At 31.8% G+C, this 24,650-nt stretch carries 28 protein-coding genes; 17 read left to right on the forward strand and 11 right to left on the reverse strand.

The window, feature by feature from the left end; all coding sequences use genetic code 11:
* Positions 1-63: 63 nt before the first annotated feature.
* Positions 64-237, reverse strand: a complete 174-nt coding sequence (locus ABNT22_RS12785) for a hypothetical protein (protein WP_198938429.1) — start codon at positions 235-237, stop codon at positions 64-66.
* A 146-nt stretch (positions 238-383) separates the two neighbouring features.
* Between ABNT22_RS12785 and fumC the strand changes: the two genes are divergently transcribed.
* The 4 genes from fumC (at position 384) to ABNT22_RS12805 (ending at position 6,851) form a co-directional block, all read left to right on the forward strand.
* On the forward strand, positions 384-1,784 hold the full coding sequence (gene fumC, locus ABNT22_RS12790) for a class II fumarate hydratase (protein WP_348713758.1): 1,401 nt from the start codon (positions 384-386) through the stop codon (positions 1,782-1,784).
* 84 nt (positions 1,785-1,868) lie between these two features.
* Complete coding sequence (locus tag ABNT22_RS12795) at positions 1,869-2,342, forward strand: nucleoside deaminase (protein ID WP_086030913.1); 474 nt, start codon at positions 1,869-1,871, stop codon at positions 2,340-2,342.
* A gap of 170 nt (positions 2,343-2,512) precedes the next feature.
* Positions 2,513-5,698 (forward strand): LodA/GoxA family CTQ-dependent oxidase, encoded by a 3,186-nt coding sequence (locus ABNT22_RS12800; protein WP_348713761.1) that lies wholly within the window; start codon positions 2,513-2,515, stop codon positions 5,696-5,698.
* A 22-nt stretch (positions 5,699-5,720) separates the two neighbouring features.
* Complete coding sequence (locus tag ABNT22_RS12805; RefSeq protein ID WP_348713763.1) at positions 5,721-6,851, forward strand: tryptophan 7-halogenase; 1,131 nt, start codon at positions 5,721-5,723, stop codon at positions 6,849-6,851.
* Between the two features lie 99 nt (positions 6,852-6,950).
* On the opposite strand, the gene ABNT22_RS12810 is transcribed toward ABNT22_RS12805, so the two are convergent.
* Entirely contained in the window at positions 6,951-8,411 is a 1,461-nt protein-coding gene (locus ABNT22_RS12810) for a hypothetical protein (protein WP_348713765.1), read from the reverse strand.
* A 239-nt stretch (positions 8,412-8,650) separates the two neighbouring features.
* Between ABNT22_RS12810 and ABNT22_RS12815 the strand changes: the two genes are divergently transcribed.
* The 5 genes from ABNT22_RS12815 (at position 8,651) to ABNT22_RS12835 (ending at position 13,154) form a co-directional block, all read left to right on the forward strand.
* Entirely contained in the window at positions 8,651-9,160 is a 510-nt protein-coding gene (locus ABNT22_RS12815; protein ID WP_348713767.1) for a hypothetical protein, read from the forward strand.
* A gap of 20 nt (positions 9,161-9,180) precedes the next feature.
* Positions 9,181-10,395, forward strand: coding sequence for an MFS transporter (locus ABNT22_RS12820; protein WP_348713769.1), 1,215 nt, complete (start codon positions 9,181-9,183; stop codon positions 10,393-10,395).
* 89 nt (positions 10,396-10,484) lie between these two features.
* Positions 10,485-10,964: a nuclear transport factor 2 family protein gene (locus ABNT22_RS12825; RefSeq protein ID WP_348713771.1), complete on the forward strand. Its 480-nt coding sequence runs from the start codon at positions 10,485-10,487 to the stop codon at positions 10,962-10,964.
* Between the two features lie 37 nt (positions 10,965-11,001).
* Entirely contained in the window at positions 11,002-12,291 is a 1,290-nt protein-coding gene (locus ABNT22_RS12830) for an APC family permease (protein ID WP_348713773.1), read from the forward strand.
* Positions 12,291-13,154: a YihY/virulence factor BrkB family protein gene (locus ABNT22_RS12835; RefSeq protein ID WP_348713775.1), complete on the forward strand. Its 864-nt coding sequence runs from the start codon at positions 12,291-12,293 to the stop codon at positions 13,152-13,154. Before ABNT22_RS12830 ends, ABNT22_RS12835 begins: the two co-directional genes overlap by 1 nt.
* Positions 13,155-13,158: 4 nt before the next feature.
* On the opposite strand, the gene ABNT22_RS12840 is transcribed toward ABNT22_RS12835, so the two are convergent.
* Positions 13,159-13,584, reverse strand: coding sequence for a DUF3995 domain-containing protein (locus tag ABNT22_RS12840; protein ID WP_348713777.1), 426 nt, complete (start codon positions 13,582-13,584; stop codon positions 13,159-13,161).
* A 48-nt stretch (positions 13,585-13,632) separates the two neighbouring features.
* Between ABNT22_RS12840 and hutI the strand changes: the two genes are divergently transcribed.
* The 4 genes from hutI (at position 13,633) to ABNT22_RS12860 (ending at position 17,018) form a co-directional block, all read left to right on the forward strand.
* Positions 13,633-14,865 (forward strand): imidazolonepropionase, encoded by a 1,233-nt coding sequence (gene hutI / locus ABNT22_RS12845; RefSeq protein ID WP_348713779.1) that lies wholly within the window; start codon positions 13,633-13,635, stop codon positions 14,863-14,865.
* Position 14,866: 1 nt separating this feature from the next.
* On the forward strand, positions 14,867-15,862 hold the full coding sequence (locus ABNT22_RS12850) for a formimidoylglutamase (RefSeq protein WP_348713781.1): 996 nt from the start codon (positions 14,867-14,869) through the stop codon (positions 15,860-15,862).
* Positions 15,863-15,944: 82 nt separating this feature from the next.
* Positions 15,945-16,223 carry a putative quinol monooxygenase gene (locus ABNT22_RS12855; protein ID WP_348713783.1) on the forward strand — a complete coding sequence of 93 codons (279 nt, stop codon included), beginning with the start codon at positions 15,945-15,947 and terminating at the stop codon, positions 16,221-16,223.
* Positions 16,224-16,226: 3 nt separating this feature from the next.
* Positions 16,227-17,018: a helix-turn-helix transcriptional regulator gene (locus tag ABNT22_RS12860; protein WP_348713785.1), complete on the forward strand. Its 792-nt coding sequence runs from the start codon at positions 16,227-16,229 to the stop codon at positions 17,016-17,018.
* Between the two features lie 39 nt (positions 17,019-17,057).
* Here ABNT22_RS12860 and ABNT22_RS12865 read toward each other — a convergent pair whose 3' ends face one another.
* From ABNT22_RS12865 to ABNT22_RS12895, 7 genes are read right to left on the reverse strand one after another with little or no spacing between them, the layout of a single operon-like run.
* Positions 17,058-17,813, reverse strand: coding sequence for a LytTR family DNA-binding domain-containing protein (locus tag ABNT22_RS12865; RefSeq protein WP_348713787.1), 756 nt, complete (start codon positions 17,811-17,813; stop codon positions 17,058-17,060).
* 22 nt (positions 17,814-17,835) lie between these two features.
* The gene (locus ABNT22_RS12870) at positions 17,836-18,147 is read right to left on the reverse strand and encodes a 2TM domain-containing protein (protein ID WP_348713789.1); all 312 of its coding nucleotides are present in this window, start codon (positions 18,145-18,147) and stop codon (positions 17,836-17,838) included.
* A 4-nt stretch (positions 18,148-18,151) separates the two neighbouring features.
* Positions 18,152-18,472: a 2TM domain-containing protein gene (locus ABNT22_RS12875; RefSeq protein WP_348713791.1), complete on the reverse strand. Its 321-nt coding sequence runs from the start codon at positions 18,470-18,472 to the stop codon at positions 18,152-18,154.
* 1 nt (position 18,473) lies between these two features.
* Complete coding sequence (locus ABNT22_RS12880) at positions 18,474-18,761, reverse strand: 2TM domain-containing protein (RefSeq protein ID WP_348713793.1); 288 nt, start codon at positions 18,759-18,761, stop codon at positions 18,474-18,476.
* 2 nt (positions 18,762-18,763) lie between these two features.
* Positions 18,764-19,066: a 2TM domain-containing protein gene (locus ABNT22_RS12885; protein ID WP_348713795.1), complete on the reverse strand. Its 303-nt coding sequence runs from the start codon at positions 19,064-19,066 to the stop codon at positions 18,764-18,766.
* Complete coding sequence (locus tag ABNT22_RS12890; RefSeq protein WP_348713797.1) at positions 19,050-20,381, reverse strand: 2TM domain-containing protein; 1,332 nt, start codon at positions 20,379-20,381, stop codon at positions 19,050-19,052. Before ABNT22_RS12890 ends, ABNT22_RS12885 begins: the two co-directional genes overlap by 17 nt.
* Before the next feature lie 31 nt (positions 20,382-20,412).
* Positions 20,413-20,826, reverse strand: coding sequence for a DUF2141 domain-containing protein (locus tag ABNT22_RS12895; RefSeq protein ID WP_348713799.1), 414 nt, complete (start codon positions 20,824-20,826; stop codon positions 20,413-20,415).
* A 164-nt stretch (positions 20,827-20,990) separates the two neighbouring features.
* On the opposite strand from ABNT22_RS12895, the gene ABNT22_RS12900 reads away from it, so the two are divergent.
* Both ABNT22_RS12900 and ABNT22_RS12905 read left to right on the forward strand, forming a co-directional pair.
* Positions 20,991-21,485, forward strand: coding sequence for an RNA polymerase sigma factor (locus ABNT22_RS12900; protein ID WP_348713801.1), 495 nt, complete (start codon positions 20,991-20,993; stop codon positions 21,483-21,485).
* The gene (locus ABNT22_RS12905; protein ID WP_348713803.1) at positions 21,486-22,097 is read left to right on the forward strand and encodes a hypothetical protein; all 612 of its coding nucleotides are present in this window, start codon (positions 21,486-21,488) and stop codon (positions 22,095-22,097) included.
* 32 nt (positions 22,098-22,129) lie between these two features.
* Here the strand turns inward: ABNT22_RS12905 and ABNT22_RS12910 are convergent, their stop codons facing one another.
* Positions 22,130-23,152 (reverse strand): GntG family PLP-dependent aldolase, encoded by a 1,023-nt coding sequence (locus ABNT22_RS12910; RefSeq protein ID WP_348713805.1) that lies wholly within the window; start codon positions 23,150-23,152, stop codon positions 22,130-22,132.
* A gap of 34 nt (positions 23,153-23,186) precedes the next feature.
* On the opposite strand from ABNT22_RS12910, the gene prfB reads away from it, so the two are divergent.
* Positions 23,187-24,287 carry a peptide chain release factor 2 gene (gene prfB / locus ABNT22_RS12915; protein WP_348713807.1) on the forward strand — a complete coding sequence of 367 codons (1,101 nt, stop codon included), beginning with the start codon at positions 23,187-23,189 and terminating at the stop codon, positions 24,285-24,287.
* A gap of 11 nt (positions 24,288-24,298) precedes the next feature.
* Entirely contained in the window at positions 24,299-24,640 is a 342-nt protein-coding gene (gene arsC / locus ABNT22_RS12920) for an arsenate reductase (glutaredoxin) (RefSeq protein ID WP_348713809.1), read from the forward strand.
* The last annotated feature ends 10 nt before the right edge of the window (positions 24,641-24,650 follow it).

A 24,650-nucleotide genomic window follows, 5' to 3' on the forward strand; every position in this document is an offset into this window, starting at 1 on the left:
TTTAAGAAAATAAAAAAAGCTCGTTCAAATGAACGAGCTTTCTTAATATCTTGCGTAAGATGCTTACTTACCTTCAGCAGCTTTCTTTGCTTCTTTTTTTAGTTTCCAGTTCTCCCAAATTGTTCCACCAATCCAGTAAGGTACTACAAATGTTAATAAGAAAATTAACAACCAAAATCCAGCTGTAAAAATAAACATGAATAATACTAATCCTGAAAATTCTGAAAAATCTAACATTTGTCTCTTCTTAATAATTTGTTACGCGACAAAATTAAAACTATTTTTTTTTACAACCAATAAAATCTCGTAAAAATCAACATCTAAAACTATAAGAATTTGTAATTTTGGACTTCGTTAATTTTAAGCAATTTAAACAATTCAACATGACTAAATATAGAATTGAAAAAGATACCATGGGACAGGTAGAAGTACCTGCAGATAAATATTGGGGAGCGCAAACAGAACGTTCTCGTAACAATTTTAAAATTGGAGCTCCTGCTTCTATGCCATTAGAAGTAGTATACGGATTTGCTTACTTAAAAAAAGCTGCTGCTTTTACCAACTGCGAATTGGGTGTTTTAGCAGAGGAAAAACGTGATTTAATTGGTCAGGTTTGTGATGAAATTTTAGCAGGAAAGCACGACAATCAATTTCCTTTAGTAATCTGGCAAACTGGTTCGGGTACACAATCTAACATGAATGTAAACGAAGTAATTGCCAATAGAGCTCATGAAATTGCTGGTAAAGTAATTGGTGAAGGAGAAAAAACAATTCAACCAAATGATGATGTAAACAAATCGCAATCATCGAATGATACCTTCCCTACTGGGATGCACATTGCTGCTTACAAGAAAATTGTAGAAGTAACTATTCCTGGTGTAGAACAATTACGTGATACTTTACAAGCTAAATCTGAAGCTTTTAAAGATGTTGTAAAAATTGGACGTACACACTTAATGGATGCAACTCCGTTAACCTTAGGACAAGAATTCTCTGGCTATGTAGCACAGTTAAACTTTGGTTTAAAAGCGTTAAAAAATTCATTAGCACACCTAGCTCAATTAGCTTTAGGAGGTACAGCTGTAGGTACTGGTTTAAATACTCCAGCAGGATACGATGTATTAGTAGCAAAATATATTGCAGAGTTTACAGGATTACCATTTGTTACTGCTGAAAATAAATTTGAAGCTTTAGCTGCACACGACGCTTTAGTAGAAACGCACGGAGCTTTAAAGCAATTAGCTGTTTCTTTAAATAAAATAGCAAACGATATTCGTTTAATGGCATCAGGACCTCGTTCTGGAATTGGAGAGTTAATCATTCCTGCAAATGAACCAGGATCTTCTATTATGCCAGGTAAAGTAAACCCTACACAAGCTGAAGCTATTACAATGGTTTGTGCACAAGTAATGGGGAACGATGTTGCTGTAACTGTTGGTGGAACTCAAGGACACTATGAATTGAATGTATTTAAACCAATGATGGCAGCTAACGTATTACAATCAGCTCAATTGATTGGTGATGCTTGTGTTTCATTTGATGTAAACTGTGCAGCAGGTATTGAACCAAACCACGGTAGAATTACAGAATTGGTAAACAACTCATTAATGTTAGTAACTGCTTTAAATACTAAAATTGGTTATTATAAAGCAGCAGAAATCGCAAATACTGCACACGCCAACGGAACTACTTTAAAAGAAGAAGCTATCAATTTAGGGTATGTAACGGCTGAACAATATGACGAATGGGTAAAACCAGAAGACATGACAGGTAGTTTAAAATAAATTATTACTTTTGTAAAGAACTTAAAAGCTGCAAATTTTTGCGGCTTTTTTTAGCTAGAAAATTAACCATATAAGATAATGAAGATGAACAAACACGAAGAATATATGAGTGAAGCTGTAAAAGCAGCTTTACGTGGAATGCAGAACAACGAAGGAGGTCCTTTCGGTTGTATTATAGTAAAAGATGGAGAAATTGTTGGACGAGGTAATAACAAAGTTACCTCAACCAATGACCCTACAGCACATGCAGAAGTAACAGCAATTAGAGACGCCTGTAAAAACTTAGGCTCATTTCAATTAGATGGCTGTGTTGTATATACCTCATGCGAACCTTGTCCTATGTGTTTAGGTGCAATCTATTGGGCAAGACCAGACAAAGTTTTCTACGGAAGTAATCAAGTAGATGCTGCTAATATTGGCTTTGATGATGAATTCATTTACAAAGAAATTCCATTGCCATATGAGAAAAGAAGTATTCCGTTTGAACAAGTAGGACGTGAAATAGCTTTAGAACCTTTTCAAAAATGGTCTGAAAAAGATGATAAAATTGAATACTAATTCAATTTGAATACATAAAATTAAAAGCCTTTGCATTTTCTTGCAGAGGCTTTTTTTTCACCCATACCCAAATACCATACTCTTAAGGATTCTTTTACAATAGCTTATTCCTGAATTCATAATTTTAGTTGTAGATTTATAGATAACCAAACTCAAAAAATTAACTAACTATGACTAAACCTTCAAATGAAAGGTCTTCATCATGCTGGAATTGTGATGGAGACATTGGTGTTGTTACACAACGTTTAAAAGAAATGTTCGTTGAAATGGGGCAAAAAACTCGAATTGAAAACGGACAACAACCAGCTGAAAGAGCTGTTTTTAGAAAGCAACACGGAATTACATATGGACATTTTATCGTAAATGAAGACATTGATGAAAAATTCAAAATTGGAATTTTTGCAGGAGATAGATATGAATGTGCTGTACGCTTTTCAAGTGACACCTCTCCTACATCACCTGACTTACATTCTACTTTAGGAGTTGGACTTAAACTTTTTGGAGTAGAAGGCCCTAAATTACTAGGAGACGGAACAAATGCTGATTTTATTTTTCAAAACATTGATCGTTTCTTTGCTCGCGATGCTCAACAAATGTGCTCGTTTACTACTGCAGGTGTTATTGATAGAGATTATAGCTCTTACATAGAAAAACACCCTGAACTAGCAGAAATTTTAAAAGCAATGACCAAGGAAGAAGCCAGCGTTTTAAGCGCTAGTTATTGGGCTATTTTACCTTTTAAGCTAGGCAATTCTCAAATTGTTAAATATCGTTTAGTTCCTGAAGACACTTACGAAGGCGCTCCTTTTAATGACAACAATTACCTTGCTCTAGATTTACAAAAACGTTTATTACAAGGCTCAGCCACCTTCCGTTTTGAAATTCAGTTAAGAACTAATGAGGCTACCATGCCTTTAGATGATGCTCAAAAAGTATGGAGTACTGAAGAGAGTCCATATATATGTATTGCTAAACTACATTTACCTCAACAGGATGTATGCAGTATTGGGCAAGCTGAATTTGGAAGTAATCTTTCTTTTAACATATGGAGAACCTTACCAGAACATGAGCCTTTAGGTTCTATTGCCCAGGTAAGAAAAGTAGTATATGCCGCAAGTGCAGAGGCCAGACATCAAGCCAACGGCCAGCAAATGCAAGAACCTAAAGACATCAATCCTAAGTTTGAAGGAAATACCGATGAGGATAGTGATTGTATTGTAAAAGCAGGAATATATCCTCCTATTGGTATCATGAGAGTTGGAAATAGTAAAGATGAATACTATGTAGGACCGTTAATTGATAATCCAGTCCCACAAACCGATCCATATGCTTACAGAGACCAAACCGGTGCTTTAAAAAGACAAGCTGCTCAATTTAGAATCTACGGATTCAATGCTGCAGGAAAAGCAGTTAAAGAATTAACAGCTGAAAATGCAACAATAAAATGGCATTGTCATTTAGCAAATCAAAAAGCTTCTTGGTATCAATTTAATATAGCTTTAGACATTCCAGAAGCAGCGGATGCACCTCCATCTATGCTAAGAAATATTGATGTAAAAGATCGAAACGATTTATTGATTGACGGCGGAGCACAAACTATTTCAGGAACCAATATTAGTGATGGACCATTCTTTGAAGGAGAGTTTTTATCGAAAAAAGTATACTTAGGAGAAATGCGTACTGATGAAAAAGGACGTTTACTAATGTTAGGTGGACATGGAAAATCTGAAAACATCAATGGAGATATTGCCATTACTTTTGCCAACAATGAAGGTTGGTATGATGATACCTCTGATGGACCAATTACAGCAGAAGTTGAATACAACGGAACAAAATTAAAAGTTGATCCGGCTTGGGTTGTTTGTGCTCCACCAGATTATGCTCCAATGCAAAAATCGGTAAGAACGATGTGGGATTTAATGAGAGATGTAGCTGTTCAGTCAAAAATGCTAATTCGCCCTACCCGACCATCATTTACCAAAGATATTCTACCTATTTTCCAACGTATGACTGATTTACAATGGGTAAATGCAGGATTTGCAGGAGCTTTCGGTTTTGGAGGTCAGTTTAACTACACCACAAACCAATGGATTAAAAAATTAGGAAACCCATCACCTGCCTTTATGGAAATGCGTAGAACTATTTCTAACAATTTCAGAAGATTTGATGTTTCTGGAGCAGAAGCTCCACAGTTATGGCCTTGGTTATATGGAGATGCTATTAGTATTCCTTCAACAGGATCTGTTCGTCAGCATGCAACACTATCCAATTTACAGTTAGAATTTTTAGACCAATGGGTTAAAGGAGATTTTGATGCTGATTATGTTGACATGACTGGATGTCCGCATACTCCAAAAACACCAACCATAGATGAACTACCTATTACTGAACAACCAGATATGTTAACCAAAGCTGCCATGGAATTTTGTTTGGCTGATGCTTTTCACCCTGGATGTGAAATGACTTGGCCAATGCGTTCTTCTGGAATGTATATGGCTCCTTTCAGGATTAAACATGCTCCCAAAACACCTCCGGTAAACACACATTATTATGGACCTCTCATGAATAATGACGTATTACCTTTAGCCAAAGGGCCTATATTAGGAGGTCAAGTAGCTGGTGGGATTACAAGATGGATGGCCATTCCTTGGCAAACAGATACCGCTAGTTGTAGAGATGGTTATACAAGCGAGTATGATCCTTACTTACCTACTTTCTGGCCTGCAAGAGTTCCGAACAACATTTTAAATGAAGAACGTTACCAACAGACAATAAATTCTAATTTGGCAGAAGAAACCAGAATGGAAGCATTTGCTTTTAGAGCAGATTGGTTAGACAACCTTCCGTTAGATGGACAATCACCTACTTATACCAATCAAATTAATAGTATGATTAAATATTTTGATAAGCTAGCGGTAGTTCAAAAACGACCTGGAGTATATAACGATCCTAACTTTCCAAATGAAATGCAAGTTGGAATTACACCAACTCCAGAACAAGAAGCTGCCTTACTAAAAGCTACTTTAGGTGATTTAGATAATGTTTTAAAGAGTAAAAAATTAAGTGGTGAAATACAAAAGATTGTACATACTGCTGTTGAGAAGTTATCAGACAAGCATCTACTGAATGAACAATTCTTATTGGAAAACACGCAAAATGAATTGTTAAGCTTAGTAGAAAATGAATTGATTAAAGATTTTGATGCAACACCAAATATTACCAAAACTATTCATTTAATAGCTTCTAAATTGCATCAAATAAATAAATCAAAATCGCATCAAGAAACTCCAGCTCCTAAAATTGAAGTTGGTATTCCTGAGAAAATGACGCGTTTCTCAAGATACACTCCAAAATAAAATTGCTTTTTGATATTCTTACATGTTACAAAAAACAGAAATACTAATTATTGGTGGTGGCATTGCAGGTTGCATTGCTGCCATTTCTTTAGCTGAAAAATATCAGGTAACTATAGTTGATAAACTTTACCATCCTATAGATCGTGTTGGCGAGTCTTTAGCTCCAGCGTGCCAAAGGATACTTAAAAAACTACGCATTTTACAAAATGAACCAGAAGAAGTTACGCAACAATTATATACTCATAACTTAGGAATGCAATCTTATTGGGGAAGTGACAATGTACAATTTGTAGACCATCTAAGAAATCCCGATGGGCCTTCCAAAAGTTTACATAGAAAAAACTTTGAAAGTTATCTTCGAAAATTAACGGCAGAGCGTAAAGTAAAATCTTTCTGGGGTTATAAATTACATCATAGTGTTTACAATGAAAACTCTTGGGAAGTTACAATAAAATCTGATGATAAAACTACTCAACATACCCAAACCGTTTCTGCAAAATTTGTTATTGACGCCACAGGAAGAAACAGTCATTTTGCACGTTCTCTTGGTATAAAGCGAGTTCACTTTGATAAATTGATTTCTTGTTGGATTAGTTTACCAAATAATGAAGTTAACAACATGAGTACCATTGTTTCTGAAAAGTTAGGATGGTGGTATAGTGCAGTAACTCCTCATAAAAAAAGAATTGTTTCTTTTCAAACGGATCCAGATTTAGTAAATCGTACTACTTTTAAGAATAAAGAGAATTTCTTACAGCTCATTAAGACTAATTCAATAATCAAACAACTTATTCCATCTGTTCCTTTAGAATCTATAAATTTTCATGGTACAGTTAGTGCAAACTCAACTCGTTTACAAACTGTTGCAGGTAAGCAATGGATTGCTTTGGGAGACGCAGCTATTAGTTTTGATCCTTTATCCTCCCAAGGTATGTTCAATGCCATGGCTTGCGCGATGCAGGTAAAAATATTACTGGATAAATTTGATTTCATCAAACAAAAAAGTCCTGAACTAAACGATGCTTTTACTAGAGAATACAAGCAACAAATAAGTTCTATATGGAAGCATTACTTAAAACATAAAAACATCTTTTACAATGTTGAAAAGAGATGGAAAGATGCTCCATTTTGGACTAGAAGACAACAAGCTTAATCAGAAGTTGAAAATCTTAACATCCTTTTATTAAATAGTAAAACCTCTCAACTAAATAAATTTAGTTAAGAGGTCATCCCGAAAATTAATATTAAACTTCTAGTTTAATTTTTTTCTCATAAAGTCTTCAACTTCTTGCTTAGCTTTCAGCTTTTCAACTTCTGATTTAGTTTTTCCTTCAGCTCCTTTAATAAATGCATCAAAAATATGACTTAAATATATTGGAGACGTATCTCCTGTATAACTCACAGCATTATGACAACTAAAACAATTTGCTAAATTATTAACGTTGATATCAGACAATTCACTTTTGAATGTTTGTGTATATGTTTCCATAGTTACGTTTGCATTGTTTAACGAACCTCTTGCTGGTGACCCTGATGTTGCTTTATCTAATTTAGAACCAGCATTTACTAATAGTTTTGCCTGTTCTTCTGTGGTTAATCCATCTGTATCTACCCAAATAGATCCGTTATAAAAATAATGCTTCCATGGTCCTTCTTCTTTATCTAAATTCTCTTTTACACAAGCATTGATGTTTTTAATATTATCAAAATTAATTGGTTCTTGTTGACAGGTTTTCATAAAATCACCTTTATTATCTAGAGGTACACCATACTTAAATAAATCGTAATTTTTATAAAGCTCTAATGCTTGCTTAGTAATTGTATCCCAATAAATACCTTTGATTCCAGTCGTGGTTCCTTTAGCAAACAATAGTTTATCTGTATCTGAAGTAGCTTTGTCTTCTTTCCAATTATAATTCGGTGCCAAATCATCATGTTCAAAAGTTGCCCAAATAAACTCTGGATGATTTTCTACTACTCCAACTACATGCATTCCTAATAAAGCTACTTCTGTATTGGTAAAATTACCATTACCGTCATTAATGGCTCCAGTTGTAGTAAAGTAATTTACTCTCTTGTTTTCTGGAATTGCATCTACGGTTACCCAAGAAACTTTTAGTTCTAGTGAACCTACTGGAAATGATGATAAATTGTTTTTTGCCAAAGTACCTCCTATAATAGAATCTTTAAACTTTTGTGCTGCATCAAATAATGTTGGTGAAACATGAATAGAATAAAATACTGTTTCCTCTTGATTGTTCTCAGGATTGTAAGCTGGATTTGTTCTTAAAATACCTGAAGAACCAGCTTGCGCTGTATCTTCTAAAACCACTGAGGCTCCAGAAATTGGCGCTATCTTTCCTAAATGTGAATCTACCTGATACGCTTCTGTTGAATTTAAAAACAACGGTAAATTAGCTTCCCCATCTGGTTTTGTAAGCCACAAAAACTTTTGCCATGACCATTGATGGAAAATACCATTAGTGGTACTAGATACATCAAATGGACTTCCTTTTCCTTCTTCTGGTGCTGGTGTTTGACTATGCGGAAACCAAGATGACTCACATAAAGAAGTATCAATAACTTTGTTATAAGTAGCTAAAACTTCTTCTTTAATTTCTTCTTTTGTGGTTGACTTTTCTTTCTTTTTACATGCATAAAAAGCCAATAAACTAGTTATAATAACTAGAGGGATTGTTTTGGTTAGTTTCATTATGTTAGTTTTTAAGTTTGATTACTCAAATTTCCATTTTTTTTATCAAAGATTTTAAAAAAATGGTATGAGTGTGATAGTTTTAAGTATAACAACGGAATTTTAGAGCATGAGATATTATGCTTTTTCATTAGAAATAAACTAGCTGACTCAAGAAGTATCTTTTAAATAAAACTATATATTTTTTATTACTTTTAGTGTCTCAAAAATTGCTAATTATATCAATAAACATAGTGCTTATGAAAAAAAGTATTGTTTCTTTTTTGTTTTTAATCATGTCTTTTGTAGCCTTTTCTCAAAACTTTGAAAAAACATCAATTACTAAAAAAGACTTAATTGAATTTATAGCACAATCTAGAAAAGAAGGTAAAATTAACAAGAACCATATTATCGTATTAGATGAGAAAATCATTTTAAACCTTAAAGAAATAGGTCCCAAGCAAAAATTTTTAAGTGAGATTAAGTTGATTAATAAGGGCAATAAAGAAATTGTTCAAATTTATGGTTCAAAGGCTATTAATGGTGTAGTTTTTATTCAGTCAAACACGCAATACAACACCTCTAAACCAGGTGGAGATGTACTGTTTTTTATCGGAGAAAAAGAGATTTCTGAAAATGACTTGAAAAAAATAGATCCAAATTCAATAAAAGAAATTAGCGTTTTCAAATCTAAGGATGAAATTAAAAAATACACTGACAAAGTTTGTGCTGGAATCGTTGTTGTTACTCTACACAAAAAAAGTAATTAAATCATAATCTTTTTCCAATAATGATATTAAAAAGAATACGAAAGAATACACATCCAAAAGGAGCCTTCAATTATGCCTTGTCTTGTATGTTAGAAAGGGGAGCTTATTATGGTTTTCGTGCTTTACTAATAATCTACTTATTAGGAGAAACTATAGCAATGGATCGAATGTTAGTTCTAACTATAATTGGTCTGCTTACGGGATCAATTGTTCTTTCTAAGATAATTGGAGCTCTTTTAGGTGATTTGATATTAGGCAATCGAAGAACAATTCTAATTGGAGGAGTTCTTCAAGTAATGGGAATTTTTAGCTTATTCATTCCCACAACTACCGGCGTATATATAGGAGTCTTTCTAATGATATTAGGAAATGGTCTATTTTCACCTAATTTGACTGCTAATTTCGGGAAACTTTATTTAAAAAAAACAACACTATTAGACGCTGGGTTTACACTCCTTTATTTATTTGTAAATTTAGGTACCTTTTTAGGTATTTTGCTAATCGGTTATTTAGAAGAAAAGTTAGGCTATAGAATCGGATTTATTCTTTGTGGAATTACAATGATTTTTTCGTTAATCCCAATATTATATTCTAAAGAACTAGAACAAAATAATTGCCCAAACAGTAGTCTTAATATAAACAGAAGGGTTTCCTATATATTAATAGCAATTATTCTTGCTGGTATTTATTGGACCATTGATGAAATAGCAACTATTCGCCTAAATGATTTACAATTCCAATTTAAAGAAGTCTCTTCAATACAAATTCTAAAAGAGTTTTGGCATTCTTTAGATGCTTGGTTTAGCTTTCCAATAAGCATTCTAGCTTTTGTATTATGGAGTCGATACTATAGCTCGCAATTCTTCAAACTGACAATGGGATTCCTGTTCGGTTTATTGCATTTGATATTATTATTAGTTATTCCTCAAACTGCAACAGAACAGTATACGATATTATATATAATATCTATTTTATTTTTAAACATTTCGGAAATTCACATTACTCCGATAATTAGTTCTACAATAACAAAGTATTCGAATCCAAAATATCTTGCAATCACCATTAGTTTAGCCTTTTTACCAACTAAAATATTTTCATTAACCTTAGGTTTATTTAAAAAACAGTTTATCGATCATCCCATTTTAGGTTTAAAATTTGCACTAATTAACATGGGTACTATCGGTTTTGGACTGCTAATATATTTATGGGTAAATAAAAAAAATACTCCTTTGTAAACTCATTATATAAAGAAAAATTGGAATCTTAAGATTCTCTCAATAAATTAAAAAGTTAACTTTAACCATTAACTCTAAGAATGTAATCGATGGATTTTAAAAATTTTAAAATAGTATTGACTAGTATTGCAATTTTGTTCTTATTTTCTTGTAATACTCTCAATACAGAAAATCAAAAACCTCAAAATCTTAAGGAAGAACTATTGGAAACAATCCAACAATTCAATACTGCTTTTCAAAAAGGTGATGTGGCTACCTTAAAAACAATGATTACTGATAATTATATACATACAAATGGGAGTTCTCAGCCTATAAAGAAAGAAGACTGGTTAGGCTACTTAAGCAAAAGGCAAAAACAAATAGCCTATGGAAACATTGAGGTGCTAGCATATAAAATGGATGAAGTACAAATAGAACTCTTCGGATCAACAGCTATTGTTTCTGCTAAAATAACAACCACCAACAAGGAAAATAATGAGGTAACAACAAAAGAATACAGAGTAACCAATGTTTGGGTAATCCAAAATGGAAACTGGAAAAGAGCCGGATTTCATGATGGAAAAATTTAGTACCTTTAAACATAAACTACCCTAAACTTCACTTATAATGAATAAAAAAATTGGACTAAAGGAAGCCATCTCTATTGGAATTGGCGGAATGGTTGGTGGTGGTATCTTTGCGGTACTTGGACTAGCTGTAGCACTAGCAAAAGGTGGTACACCTGTTTCTTTTTTAATTGCTGGTTTAATTGCATTAATTACCTCGTATAGTTATGTAAAACTATCACTTAAGTACCCAGATAGAGGTGGTACAGTGAAGTTTATCAATCAAGGTTTTGGTATTACTATTTTTAGTGGAGCTATTAATAATTTATTATGGATAAGTTATATCATCATGCTTGCCTTATACGCTTCTGCATTTGGTTCGTATGCTCCCAACCTATTTGAAATCACCAGCAATAAAGTTTTAGACACACATATTTATGCATCCGCAATTGTTGTTTTGGCTACAGTGATTAATTATTATAGCATTACAGTAGTAGGAAAAATAGAATCGTATGCGGTGGTTATTAAATTGGTAATTTTGTTAGCCTTTGTTGGTTTTGGTTTATATGGATTAGTTGGAAATCCACACTTAGAACAATTATCTCCACAACATTGGGAATCTTCGTTTAAGTTATTAACCGCTGGAATGGTCATTTTTGTTGCTTATGAAGGCTTTGAATTAATTGCCAATGCCGCTCCAGATATTGAAAATCCAACGAAAAATATTCCAAGAGCTTATTTTTGGTCAGTTATTTTTGTAATCTTTCTATATATCATTATTGCAGCGATTACAGTTGGTTCTTTAAATTTTACAGACATTGCTACCGCTCAGGATTATGTATTAGCCGAAGCTGCCAAACCTATGTTAGGTAAAATGGGCTTTACAATTATTACGATTGCTGCATTAATATCAACCTTCTCTGCTATCAATGCCTCTTTGTATGGAGGTAGTAGAGTGAACTATGAAATTGCAGAAGATGATGAACTTCCGAAGCAATTTACGTGTCAATTATGGAATCAACCTATTGGATTATTTATCACTGCTATTGTAACACTTGTTTTAGTGAATACTTTACAGTTAGAAAGCATTTCTACGGCAGGAAGTGTAGGCTTTTTATTGATTTTTTCTATTGTTAATTTTGTCGGATTCAAACTTGCCAAAGATACTGGAAGTAATAAACTCATTCCTTTAATTGGAGCCATACTATGCTTCTTTGCCATGTTAGCTTTATTAATACAACATTACTCAGTAAGTAAAACAGACGTTTTTATTGCTATTGGAATTATTGTATTTAGTTTTGTAATTGAATTCGTTTATAAAAAATTAGAAGACCGAAAAAAAACGTCCTAATGATTCAATTTATCAAAGAAGTATTTTCGCATTTCTTTAATAGTAATACTTTTCAAAAAGGAGCCTCTTTAGCATATTATGCAGTGTTTTCCTTATTGCCCATTATCATTATCATCACCTCTCTTTTAGGGGTATTCTTTGGAGAGCAAGCCGTTTCAGGAGAAATATACCATCAACTTAAAGATACTTTAGGTAGTGACGCAGCCAACCAAATACAAAACATTATTAAAAATCAACACGCACATCATAATAATGTGCTAACTACGAGTATAGGATTTCTTACACTAGCACTTAGTGCTTCTGGAATGTTTATTCAAATTCATAATGCTTTCAATAACATTTGGAATATAAAAGCCAAACCTAAAAGTAGTATTCTAAGTTATTTCACTAAACACCTTGCTTCATTTATCTTATTAATCGTTCTTTTCTTTATAATACTTATTAGTACTACAATTAACACTTTTTTAGTTGGTTTAACTCACAAAGGTCATTATCAATTAGAGTTTTCATATATCTATGAACATATCTTATCTTTTATAGTGTTTAGTCTAGTATTTGGAATGATGTTTAAATTTCTAGGAGATGCTAAGGTACATTGGAAAGCTTCCCTGTTTGGAGGTTTATTTACAGCATTTTTGTTTATGATTGGAAAAGTTGCTATTGGACTTTATATAGGAAAAAGTCATATTTCTTCTACCTTTGGCTCCGCAAGTGTATTAGCTCTTATAATGCTTTGGGTATACTATACATCTCAAATTATTTTTTTAGGAGCTTCCTTTGTTCAAACTTTAAGTACTAAACTCGGTTTTCAAATTTTACCAAATGACAACGCTGTGAAAATTGAAAATATTGAAATCCAATAAATTCCTAAAGTGTAGAAAGTAATAGTCCAATAATTCCTAAAAACAAACACAACGGAGAAAAATATTGAGTATCGTTCTTAGCAAATCGGGTATCTCTAATTCTTTTAAAAAAACCGACGTACTTAAACTCACCGATTGCTCTTATAATGAATATACTGGCTATGATATAAATTCCATAAATCTGTAACCAATTTGGAAAAACAGTTAGGCTAACCAATCCTACTTTTTCTGAGTATACAATTGCAAAAACCATCATTACCAGAGCAACTAATAAAGTAGCTATCATTGGCGGACTCAATACCTTTTGATCTTTGTTTTTTGTTGGTAAAACATCGGCTACTCCCCACTTTCCACCAAATGCCCAATAAAAATGAACCCCCGAAATAAAAAAGAGAATTAAAACACTAATCACACCTAAAAAATAAATCATAATTGTAGTTTTTAATGTAAGTTTGTCTTACAAAACTAAGAACAACACATGACAACTTTATTGATAAATATCAAGGAATTAATACAAGTTAGAGAAAACAATATTAAAAAGGTATCTGGAGCAGATATGAAAGTTTTACCAACAATCAAAAATGCTTTTTTACTTTTAGAAGATGATACAATTATTGATTATGGAAGTATGGAGAATGTGCCTTCTTCAGCAGATACAACGATTGATTGTACTGGCAAAATGATTTTACCAACTTGGTGTGACTCTCATACACATATTGTATATGCTGGAAACCGTGAACAAGAATTTGTTGATAGAATTAACGGGCTTACCTATGAAGAGATCGCTAATAAAGGAGGTGGAATTTTAAATTCCGCTAAAAAATTACAAGAAACTTCAGAAGATGATTTGTACGAACAATCTTCTAAACGTTTAGAAGAAGTAATGCAATTAGGTACTGGAGCCGTTGAAATTAAATCAGGATACGGACTTACGGTAGAAGCTGAATTAAAAATGCTTCGTGTTATAAAGAAGTTAAGAGAAAACTATAAGCTACCTATTAAAGCTACCTTTTTAGGAGCCCATGCTTTTCCTACAGAATATAAAAACAATAAAGAAGGTTATATTGATTTAATCATTAACGCAATGCTACCTAAAATTGCTAAAGAAAATTTAGCCGAGTTTATCGATGCATTTTGTGAAACAGGATATTTCTCTGTAGAAGATACGGATAAAATCTTAGAGGCTGGTAAAAAATATGGATTAACGCCAAAGGTACATGTGAATCAATTTACCACTATTGGAGGTGTACAAGTGAGTATAAAGCATGATGCATTATCTGTAGACCATTTAGAAGTAATGAACGCTGAAGATATTGAAGCTTTAAAAGGAACGAAAACCATGCCGGTAGCATTACCGTCTTGCTCATACTTTTTAAGTATTCCTTATACTCCTGCTAGAGAGATTATGAATGCTGGTTTACCTTTGGCATTAGCTACAGATTTTAACCCTGGTTCTACTCCATCTGGTAACATGAATTTTGTAGTTGCCACGGCTTGTATTAAAATGAAAATGACTCCTGAAGAAGCTATCAATGCTGCTACTATTAACGGAGCTTATGCCATGAATCTTTCTGAAGAAGTTGGAAGTATAACTAAAGGAAAAAAAGCAAATTTTATTCTTACCAAAGAGATTTTAAGCTATGGAGCTATTCCGTATAACTTTGGTTCTGTATTGATTGATTCAGTTTTCATTAACGGAAAAGCGATTTAATATGTTACGTATTTTTTCTAAGACAGAAATTCAAGAGTTTGTAAGTCCAAGAGAAGGAGAAACAAAATTAGGTGAAATGGTACAAACCATTTCAAGTATTGATGACTTGAATAATACCTCAGCTAGCTATGTTATACTTGGTGTTCCTGAAGATATTGGTGTAAAAATGAATTATGGAAATAGAGGCGCACAAACAGCTTTTACGCCTACTTTAAAATCTTTTTTAAACACACAACAAAATCAATTTATCGATGGAAAGGATATTCTGATACTTGGTTATTTAGATTATGCTGAAGAGGTTGCTAAATTTGATGGATCTGATCGTGAAAAAGGTGATTATTTAGTAAAAGCTATTGATAAAAAGCTATCTGAAGTTATCAAAATCATTGTAGCATCTGGTAAGACTCCAATAATTATAGGTGGAGGACACAACAATGCTTATGGAAATTTAAAAGGACTTTCCGAAGGAAAAAATCAACCTATAAATGTGATTAATTTAGATGCTCATACGGATTTACGCCGTTTAGAAGAACGTCATAGTGGTAATGGTTTTTCTTATGCTATTGAACATACATACGTTGATAAATACTTTATGTTTGGTTTGCATGAAAACTATACACCGCAATACATTTTTGATGAAATTCATAGCAATATAAATATCGATTATAATTTATATGAAGAATTGGAAGTTTACAAAACAGCTTCTTTTGAAAATGAACTACAACGTGCAGAAAACTTTATTCAAGAAAAACCTTTTGGAATAGAAGTAGATCTAGATTGTATTCAACATTTTCCAAGCAGTGCTATGACTCCAAGTGGTTTTCAACCTCAACAAGCTCGTAGGTTTGTTTATTGTCTTGGAAAAAACAATAATGCTTCTTATTTACATATTTGTGAAGGTGCTCCAGCAGTAATGAAAGATGTAATTGCCAATGGACAAGTAGGAAAGTTTATTTCTTATTTAATTTCTGATTTTATAAAAGCTAAAAACGCTTAGATAAACTAAAAGAGAATGTCGTTTTTTTACAATTAAAGGTTCTTTTATCAAATTACTTTTGAGTCTATAAACATAAATCTGTATGAAAAAAATAATTATAGCCCGATTAAGTATAAAAGAAGCGTATAAAACGCAATTTTTAACTCTTTCTGAAAATATGGTAAAAACTAGTAATTCTGAAGAAGGGTGCATTACATATCAACTACATAACGATGTATTTGATTCTAATAGCTTTTTATTTTACGAAGAATATATAAATGAAGAAGCGGTTAATCATCATAATAACTCAACTCATTTCAGTAATTTTATTAATGCTATTACTCCCCTTTTAACCCAAGCTCCAATTATTAACATGTACTAATTAATGAGTAGAATCCACTATAAACCATCAAAATATTTATCTAACTACATAGATAGATATTTTGTTTGTTCACAAAATAAAGGACTTCCTTTAATTTTACCTGGTACTGGGTTAGAGTTACTATTTCATTTAAAGGATTCATTATCAATAGCTAATGAAAAACTAAGTACAGCGCATACCATTTGTCCAAGAGAACGATTACTATTTGATACTACCAATAATGTAAACTATATTTCTGTGCGTTTTCATAGCGGTGCTTTTAGGCACTTTACCAATATCCCTCATAAATATATTGTTAACCATTACTTAACCGTTGAAGACATTTGGGGTACTGAAGGTACGGAGTTTTTAAACAGATTAAATGATGTGAGTACAGTTCATAAAAAAATACAACTAATAGATGTTTTTTTGTGCAAACAACTCACTAAAAATTTAAACTACGAATCTGTTAATTGGAATACAATTATAAAAACTTTATACAAAAACTACAATACGATTACCTTACCTGAGTTAGCCAATCATTGTAATTTAAGCTATCGACAGTTCGAAAGAAATTTTAAACAACACTTTGGAATTACTCCTAAAAAATTTCAGCGTATTGCTCGATTACAAAAAACAGTTAAAAATGTGTTGCTTAGTAAAAACAAACACTATTTACATATCGCTTTAGATTCTGGTTTTTACGATCAAAGCCATTTTATAAAAGAGTTCAAACATTTTTCAGACTTAAAACCTTCTGAATATTTTGTTACAGAAAATTTTGAAAATCATTTTTATTACAAACCTTTGAATTAATTAATCTTATAAAACTCTAGGTTCTATTACGTTGATTAATTATTGAATAAACTCTTTAAACTGTTTTACGCGCTCTCTACTAACAATAATTTCCTGTTCTTTGAAGGAGTTTAGTTTTAACTGTAATCTTGAATTTGTATAAGAAACGATATCGTTAATCGAGTTGATATGTACTATAAAAGTTCTATTAACTCTAAAGAATTTTTCTGGATCTAACTCTTCATTCCAATGTTCTAAAGAATGATCTAATAAATAGTTTCTATTTCCTGAAGTATGAATATATGTTGATTTATTTTCGGAATAAAAACATTCTATCTCATCAACATTAATAATCTTTAAATGTTGACCAACTTTGATTGTAAAACGCTTTTTATATTTTCTATCAATCGGATTGATTAATAACTTTCGAATATCATCAATATTTACTTGAAGATTAGATTGTTTTGGTTGATTTGCTTTAAACTTATCTACCGCTACCTTTAATTCATCATCATCAATAGGTTTCAATAAATAATCTATAGAGTTCAATTTGAAAGCCTTTAAAGCATATTCATCATAGGCCGTAGTAAAAATTATTGCTGATTTAACGGTAACTTCTTCAAATATTTCAAATGACAAACCATCAGAAAGTTGAATGTCTAAAAAAATTAAATCAGGATGTGGGTTGTTTTGAAACCAGTTAATTGATTCTTCTACGGAATGTAGCATTTGTTGAACTTCAATATCTAGTTCTGCTAACATTCTTCCTAAGCGTCTAGCCGCTGGTTTTTCATCTTCAATAATAATTACATTCATAGTTTGGTTAACTTTTACACAGTTATTCGTTCATATACTCTTTAATCTTACGCTCCTCCCATTTTTTTGAAAATACCCTTTGTTTTCCAAAAACATTAATTCCGTGTAATACTACAATAATTCCCCACCAAAAGAAAATATTATAATTACTAATATCTAGAAAAGCATCAGAAACCGACACATCATAATGTACAATGTCTTTATAAATTCTTCTTCCAATAACTAAAAGATTAATTCCAACATACACTAGCAAATGTTTATAAAATTGCTTTATCTCTTCTACCCTTCTTTGAGCTCTCACATATCTTTGATCTAAATTCTCTGTTGATTTCATTTTTTTATTTTTTCATTTCGTCTAAATACTCTTTAATTTTCTTTTGTTCCCAATCTTTACTGAAAAAGATATTAGTTCCAAATGTTCCTAACCAATGAAAGAAAACACCAATTCCCCAAAAAATCCAAGTTGCATACACTCCAAAGTTCGAAATTGCATCTGTAAAAGTGTCTCCTTCATCATGCATTAATCCAAATACAATTACTCCCGATATAAAAAAGTTCACACCAACATAAGCTACTAAATGCCAGTAAAACCCTTTTATTTTCTCAACTCTTTTCTTTGCAAGTAAATATTTGTGTTCTTCTGTATAATTTCTCTCCATCTTACTCCTTTTTATTTAAATACTCTTTAATTTTTTTCTCTTCCCAATCTTCTCCAAAACCAAACACATTCTGACCAAACACTAACATCCAATGAATAAAAGTTACTATTACAATTCCTGCTACTGCAAACCAAAACCAATGGAACCATGGTGAGAATACTAGGTTTACCGTTACGATAATAATTATTGAAATTACATTAACGAAAGCGTGTGCATAAAAGCCTTTTATCTGCTTGATTCTCTTCTTTGCTGCTAAGTATTTTTTTTCTTCTATAAATTTGTTTTCCATTGTTACTCTCTTTCTTTTAAGTATTCATTAATCTTTTTTTGTTCCCAATCTTTTCCTAAACCCATTCTTTCCAATCCATAAATACCGAACCAATGAAAAAACAGACCTATCAACATTCCTCCTCCAGCATAATAAAACCAATGAAAATGAGGAACAAATTTTAAATTGATAAAAATTAGAAATGGTATTACAAGTATGGTTACAATAAGATGAATGTATAATCCCTTTATTTTTTCAACCCTTTTTTTAGCTCTTGCGTATCTATATTCTTCCGACAGATTTTCCATGTTATCTATTTTTTTCATCTTCTTTCATTAACTCTTTAATCTTACGTTCTTCCCAATTTTTACCTAAAAACAACGTATAATTATTAACCTCTAAATAATGAAAAACTAACCCTATTCCCCATCCAATCATTGGAAACCAGAACCATTGGAAACCTGAGTATGTTTTCATATTTATAAAAATCAAAAATGGAATTACTAAACAGTATGAAACTAAATTTTGATAAAACTCCTTAAGTTTCTCTACTCGTTCTACCGCTTTTACATATTTACTGTTTTCTAAATTATTTGTGTCCATGACCATATCTTTTGTGTGTGTTAACAGTGGTAAACTCACTGTAAATGTTTTTTTATTATTTAATATCTCAACGTTTTTGTCCGTTATCAAACCGTAACGATCTGCTATATTTCTCAATCCGACTTTTGTACTTTTTCCAATAGCCTCTTTAGGATTGATATTATTTTGTACTTGTAAATACCCTTTTTCTTCGAAAATCTTTATTTCTAGTGGCTTTGCCGTAGAAACCACATTGTGTTTAACTGCATTTTCTAACAATAACTGTAAAGAAAGCGGAACTATTTTTAACTCAGAGTTATTCACATTATTGGGAATTGAAAACTGAATTGCATCTTCAAAACGCATTTGTAATAGTTCCATGTATGTTTTTGCAAATAATAACTCTTCTTCTATAGGAACTAATTCTTTATTTCGTTGCTCTAAAACATATCTATATACCTTTGAAAGTTTCGTTGTAAACTTTTCTGCTTGCCTAGGATTTTCTCCAATTAAAGAGGTTAATACGTTTAAACTGTTAAATAAAAAATGAGGATCTATTTGACTCTTTAATGTTTCGAACTTTGCCGTTTCTGTTTTTGCTACAATTTCATGTTGTGTTTTTTCTTTTTTAACAGAAGCTTTCCAATTAATCATAAAGCCTCTTGCATGAAAAAAAGTAGCAACTCCTAATGAAAGTATAATTGCAAAAAAGTGTGCCCAGATCAATTTTCCTGTAAAAAAAGCGTCTGTACTTTTTTCAAAAATTACAATATATTGAATATAGTGAATGACTAAAACTGCAATAACTGTATAAAGTATTGTTGTTATAACTCCTGCCCAAACTCTTTGATTTGTTTGTTCAATCCAATCCCATTTTGTATTCAAATAGTCGTTAATAATACCATTACCCAAACCTAAGGTGAATGAATACATTGCTGAAATAAAAAACACTAAACCTGCTTCTTTTAAACTAAATGCTTGATTTAATATCGTAAAAACGATTCCAAAAACGAGGGTAAGTTTAAAACAAATCCAAGCATCATTTTTCAATGTTTTCATATAGTTTGGCAACGGTAATTTCATGTCTTATTTAAAATTTGATTTCTAAAGATACATCTTTATCTGTTACCGAAAATTTTGAGTCTTCATACATCGGTGGTCCCATTCTCATTACATTATTTGAAGCTCCATAATCTTCCATTGGCATACCACTCGGCTCAAAATCCATTTTGTTATTATCATTTTTATCGTGAAAGCAAATTACTGCATACTCCCCTAATGGTACATTTTCAAAAACTACAGTACTCTTACCATTTTCAATACTAGATTTTTTAGCTTGAATAGGTTGTTTCATATAATTCTCTTTATCATATAGCGCATAGCTAACTTTCCCGTTATCTGAAGTAACATTAATAACTGTCGCTGTTATACGATACTCTTGTGCATTTACAACTTCTATAACAAATAGAAATGCTATTATTAAAATGTGTGTTACGATTTTCATTGTATTTGTTTTTTGTGGTTAATTACACTACAAATATGATTCAGAAAGCCGATTTTAAAAACAAAATATAACTGAACTGTATTTTTTTTAGGATGAGTTGTAACTTTTTATATTTTTGAGCTACTTATACAACATCAATATTAAACCAACTGTAACAGAACTTAGTGAAAAAGGATTTAGAAAATAAGTTTTTATCTGAATTTGAAGCCAATCAAAACATTGTGCATAAGGTATGTAGAATTTATACGACTAACCAAGATGCCCATAACGATTTGTTTCAAGAGATAACCATACAGTTGTGGAAAAACTTCAGCAAATTTAGAGGTGATGCTAAATTTAGTACATGGATGTATAGAGTTGCTTTAAACACGGCTATTTCTTTATACCGAAAGTCAACTCGATCTGTTAAAACACAAGACTTTACAGATTATTCCTTTAAAATTAAAGCTGAAGAATATGATGATACAGAAGAACAACAATTAAAAGCTTTGTATAAAGCAATACATAAATTAAACGATATTGACAAAGCTCTAATATTCTTGTACTTAGAAGACAAACCCTACAAAGAAATTTCTGAAACCTTAGGTATCAGTCAAGTAAATGCAAGAGTAAAGATGAACAGAGCTAAGGACAAACTTAAAAAAATATTGAACCCATAAATGGATGCATTAGACAAATACAAAAAGGCTTGGGACAATCAACCAAAAGAAGAAAATACTATTTCTAAAGTAGATATTTATAAGATGGCGCACGCCAAATCTTCCTCTATAGTGAAATGGATTTTTATCATAGGAATTTTAGAGTTTATACTTTTAAATTCTCTTTACTTCTTTGTTGATATGGATAAAGCGAATGAAGAATATGATAGATTAGGTTTAAAAGGATTTGTTTTTTACTCACAAGTGATTGCTTATGCCGTTTTATTTTATTTTTTAATAAGATTTTATTTAAACTATAAAAGTATATCTGTTGTAGAGTCTACTAAAACCTTAATGACTAAGATTCTAAAAACTAGAAAAACTGTTAGACATTATGTTCTTTTTAATTTAGCATATGTTCTCGTAGTAATTGTTTCTGTTACGGTTGCTACATTAAGAACTCATCCAGAATATGATTCTTCTAAAATGCTTGCCGTTGTAATTACAGCCATCATTTTTGGTCTAATCATGCTTGGAATAATATGGTTATTCTATCAGTTATTATACGGTATATTACTGAGAAAATTAAATAAGAATTATAAGGAATTGGCCAAATTAGATGAATTAAAATAAAAAAAGAGCAGTTTTTAACTGCTCTTTTTTTATTATTCAAATTTTGTTAGCTCCTCTAACAAAATCTCATGCATTTTGGCTGTATAATCTAAATGAGTCACAATACGTATTTTTCCTTCTCCCATTGAAATTAAAAGAATTCCTTTTTCTTCTAATCTTTTTATAAAGTTCATAGAATCTATGCTATCGTCTACATAAAATATTACAATGTTTGTTTCAATAGGTTCTATATTTTTTACATAAGAACATTGCTTTAAAACTTCCCCTATTTCTATTGCTTTCTTATGATCCTCTGCTAAACGCTCTACTTGATGATCTAATGCATATATTGCTGCTTCCGCTAAAAAACCTGCTTGTCGCATTCCTCCACCAAATAGTTTCCTAACGCGAAGAGCTTGCGCTATATGTTCTTTAGATCCTATTAAGACAGAACCTACTGGTGCTCCCAAACCTTTGGATAAACAAATAGAAATTGTATCAAACAACGCTCCATATTGTTGAGGTGTTTCGTTTTTTGCTACCAAAGCATTAAATAAACGAGCACCGTCTAAATGGTATGCTAAATTATTTGATTTCGCAACTTCTTGAATCTTTATCAACTCTTCAAAATCCCAACAAGCTCCTCCTCCTTTGTTCGTCGTATTTTCAATACATACTAACCTGTTAAATGGTACATGAATATCTGCTCTTCCCGAAACAGCTACTTTCAATTGTTCTGCCGTAAACATTCCTCTATTTCCATCAATCAAATGAGAAGTTACTCCAGAATTAAACGCTGCCCCTCCTCCTTCATAATTATATACATGTGCCCATTTATCGCAAAACATACGATCTCCTGGCTGTGTGTGTAATTTTATAGCTGCTTGGTTAGCCATAGTACCTGACGGAAAAAACAAAGCATCCTCCATGCCAAACATCGCCGCTACTTTTTCTTGTAACAAATTTACCGTAGGGTCTGCCTTAAAAACATCATCTCCAACTTTGGCATTCATCATCGCATCAAGCATTCCTTTTGTTGGTTTGGTAACTGTATCACTTATTAAGTTTATTTCCATTTCTATCTATAATTTTAAAGTGTATTTTTGCAGTATGATAACACACGAACAATTAAAAAATATTTCTGAACGAATTGGCAAGTTAAGAGGATATTTAGACATTGACAAGAAGTTAATTGAAATTACTAATGAAGAAGAAAAAACTGCTGACCCTAATTTTTGGAACAACCCAAAAGAGGCAGAAGTTTTAATGAAATCGTTACGTTTAAAAAAGAAATGGGTAAACGATTATGACGAAGTTGTAACAATGCAAGATGATCTTATTGTTTTGTATGACTTTTATAAAGAGGGTGATGTAGATGAACAAGAAGTTGTTGAGCAGTATAATAAAACAAGTACTTTTTTAGAAGATATTGAGTTTAAAAACATGCTTTCTGATGAAGGTGATAATTTAAGCGCAGTAATTCAAATAACTGCCGGTGCTGGAGGAACAGAAAGTTGTGACTGGACAGAAATGTTGACACGAATGTATACCATGTGGGCAGAAAAACATGGTTTTAAGTTAAAAACATTAAACTATCAAGCTGGAGATACGGCAGGAATTAAAACAGTAACCATAGAAATAGATGGAGATTATGCCTTTGGATGGTTAAAAGGTGAAAATGGAGTACACCGTTTGGTACGAATTTCTCCTTTTGATAGCAATGCCAAACGTCACACATCCTTTTCTTCTGTGTATGTATATCCTGTAGCGGATGACTCTATAGAAATTGATGTTAATCCAGCTGACATTGAAATCACCACTGCTCGTTCAAGTGGAGCTGGAGGGCAAAATGTAAATAAAGTAGAAACAAAGGTTCAATTATTACACAAGCCTACTGGAATACAAATTCAATGTTCCAATTCACGTTCTCAGCATGATAACAGAGCCACTGCCTTACAAATGTTAAAATCTCAATTATATGAAATAGAGCTACAAAAACGTTTGGCAGCAAGAGAAGAAATAGAAGCTAATAAAATGAAAAATGAATGGGGAAGTCAAATAAGAAATTATGTAATGCATCCTTATAAATTAGTAAAAGATGTTCGTACGGCTCATGAAACAGGTAATGTGGATGCTGTAATGGACGGAAATATTAATCCATTTTTAAAAGCCTATCTTATGATGATGGGGCAAAAAGAAACTTCAAATTAAATGAAACTATCATGATTAAAATATACCATAACAACCGTTGTAGCAAATCTCGTAATGGAGTACAATTATTAGAAGAATCAGGAAAAGAATTTGAAATCGTAAAATATTTAGAAAATATTCCTTCTAAAGAGGAACTTTCTGAAATTATTAAAATGTTAGGAATCACTCCTCTTGATTTGATTCGAAAAAATGAAAAAATCTGGAAAGAAAACTTTAAAGGAAAAGATTTATCAGACAGTGATATTATCACAGCAATGATTGAAAATCCTAAACTTATTGAACGTCCAATTATTATAAATGGCAATAAGGCAGTCATTGGTCGTCCAACAGAAAAAATATTAGAGATTATCTAAGAAACAAGGC

Source organism: Tenacibaculum sp. 190130A14a (assembly GCF_964048965.1).
Taxonomy (GTDB): Bacteria; Bacteroidota; Bacteroidia; order Flavobacteriales; family Flavobacteriaceae; genus Polaribacter; species Polaribacter polynesiense.

What these genes read in the sequence shown, in the direction of transcription:
- ABNT22_RS12785 (WP_198938429.1), bottom strand. Translation starts at nt 237, where the DNA reads ATGTTAGATTTTTCAGAATTTTCAGGATTAGTATTATTCATGTTTATT.
- fumC (WP_348713758.1), top strand. Translation starts at nt 384, where the DNA reads ATGACTAAATATAGAATTGAAAAAGATACCATGGGACAGGTAGAAGTA.
- ABNT22_RS12795 (WP_086030913.1), top strand. Translation starts at nt 1,869, where the DNA reads ATGAACAAACACGAAGAATATATGAGTGAAGCTGTAAAAGCAGCTTTA.
- ABNT22_RS12800 (WP_348713761.1), top strand. Translation starts at nt 2,513, where the DNA reads ATGACTAAACCTTCAAATGAAAGGTCTTCATCATGCTGGAATTGTGAT.
- ABNT22_RS12805 (WP_348713763.1), top strand. Translation starts at nt 5,721, where the DNA reads ATGTTACAAAAAACAGAAATACTAATTATTGGTGGTGGCATTGCAGGT.
- ABNT22_RS12810 (WP_348713765.1), bottom strand. Translation starts at nt 8,411, where the DNA reads ATGAAACTAACCAAAACAATCCCTCTAGTTATTATAACTAGTTTATTG.
- ABNT22_RS12815 (WP_348713767.1), top strand. Translation starts at nt 8,651, where the DNA reads ATGAAAAAAAGTATTGTTTCTTTTTTGTTTTTAATCATGTCTTTTGTA.
- ABNT22_RS12820 (WP_348713769.1), top strand. Translation starts at nt 9,181, where the DNA reads ATGATATTAAAAAGAATACGAAAGAATACACATCCAAAAGGAGCCTTC.
- ABNT22_RS12825 (WP_348713771.1), top strand. Translation starts at nt 10,485, where the DNA reads ATGGATTTTAAAAATTTTAAAATAGTATTGACTAGTATTGCAATTTTG.
- ABNT22_RS12830 (WP_348713773.1), top strand. Translation starts at nt 11,002, where the DNA reads ATGAATAAAAAAATTGGACTAAAGGAAGCCATCTCTATTGGAATTGGC.
- ABNT22_RS12835 (WP_348713775.1), top strand. Translation starts at nt 12,291, where the DNA reads ATGATTCAATTTATCAAAGAAGTATTTTCGCATTTCTTTAATAGTAAT.
- ABNT22_RS12840 (WP_348713777.1), bottom strand. Translation starts at nt 13,584, where the DNA reads ATGATTTATTTTTTAGGTGTGATTAGTGTTTTAATTCTCTTTTTTATT.
- hutI (WP_348713779.1), top strand. Translation starts at nt 13,633, where the DNA reads ATGACAACTTTATTGATAAATATCAAGGAATTAATACAAGTTAGAGAA.
- ABNT22_RS12850 (WP_348713781.1), top strand. Translation starts at nt 14,867, where the DNA reads ATGTTACGTATTTTTTCTAAGACAGAAATTCAAGAGTTTGTAAGTCCA.
- ABNT22_RS12855 (WP_348713783.1), top strand. Translation starts at nt 15,945, where the DNA reads ATGAAAAAAATAATTATAGCCCGATTAAGTATAAAAGAAGCGTATAAA.
- ABNT22_RS12860 (WP_348713785.1), top strand. Translation starts at nt 16,227, where the DNA reads ATGAGTAGAATCCACTATAAACCATCAAAATATTTATCTAACTACATA.
- ABNT22_RS12865 (WP_348713787.1), bottom strand. Translation starts at nt 17,813, where the DNA reads ATGAATGTAATTATTATTGAAGATGAAAAACCAGCGGCTAGACGCTTA.
- ABNT22_RS12870 (WP_348713789.1), bottom strand. Translation starts at nt 18,147, where the DNA reads ATGAAATCAACAGAGAATTTAGATCAAAGATATGTGAGAGCTCAAAGA.
- ABNT22_RS12875 (WP_348713791.1), bottom strand. Translation starts at nt 18,472, where the DNA reads ATGGAGAGAAATTATACAGAAGAACACAAATATTTACTTGCAAAGAAA.
- ABNT22_RS12880 (WP_348713793.1), bottom strand. Translation starts at nt 18,761, where the DNA reads ATGGAAAACAAATTTATAGAAGAAAAAAAATACTTAGCAGCAAAGAAG.
- ABNT22_RS12885 (WP_348713795.1), bottom strand. Translation starts at nt 19,066, where the DNA reads ATGAAAAAAATAGATAACATGGAAAATCTGTCGGAAGAATATAGATAC.
- ABNT22_RS12890 (WP_348713797.1), bottom strand. Translation starts at nt 20,381, where the DNA reads ATGAAAACATTGAAAAATGATGCTTGGATTTGTTTTAAACTTACCCTC.
- ABNT22_RS12895 (WP_348713799.1), bottom strand. Translation starts at nt 20,826, where the DNA reads ATGAAAATCGTAACACACATTTTAATAATAGCATTTCTATTTGTTATA.
- ABNT22_RS12905 (WP_348713803.1), top strand. Translation starts at nt 21,486, where the DNA reads ATGGATGCATTAGACAAATACAAAAAGGCTTGGGACAATCAACCAAAA.
- ABNT22_RS12910 (WP_348713805.1), bottom strand. Translation starts at nt 23,152, where the DNA reads ATGGAAATAAACTTAATAAGTGATACAGTTACCAAACCAACAAAAGGA.
- prfB (WP_348713807.1), top strand. Translation starts at nt 23,187, where the DNA reads ATGATAACACACGAACAATTAAAAAATATTTCTGAACGAATTGGCAAG.
- arsC (WP_348713809.1), top strand. Translation starts at nt 24,299, where the DNA reads ATGATTAAAATATACCATAACAACCGTTGTAGCAAATCTCGTAATGGA.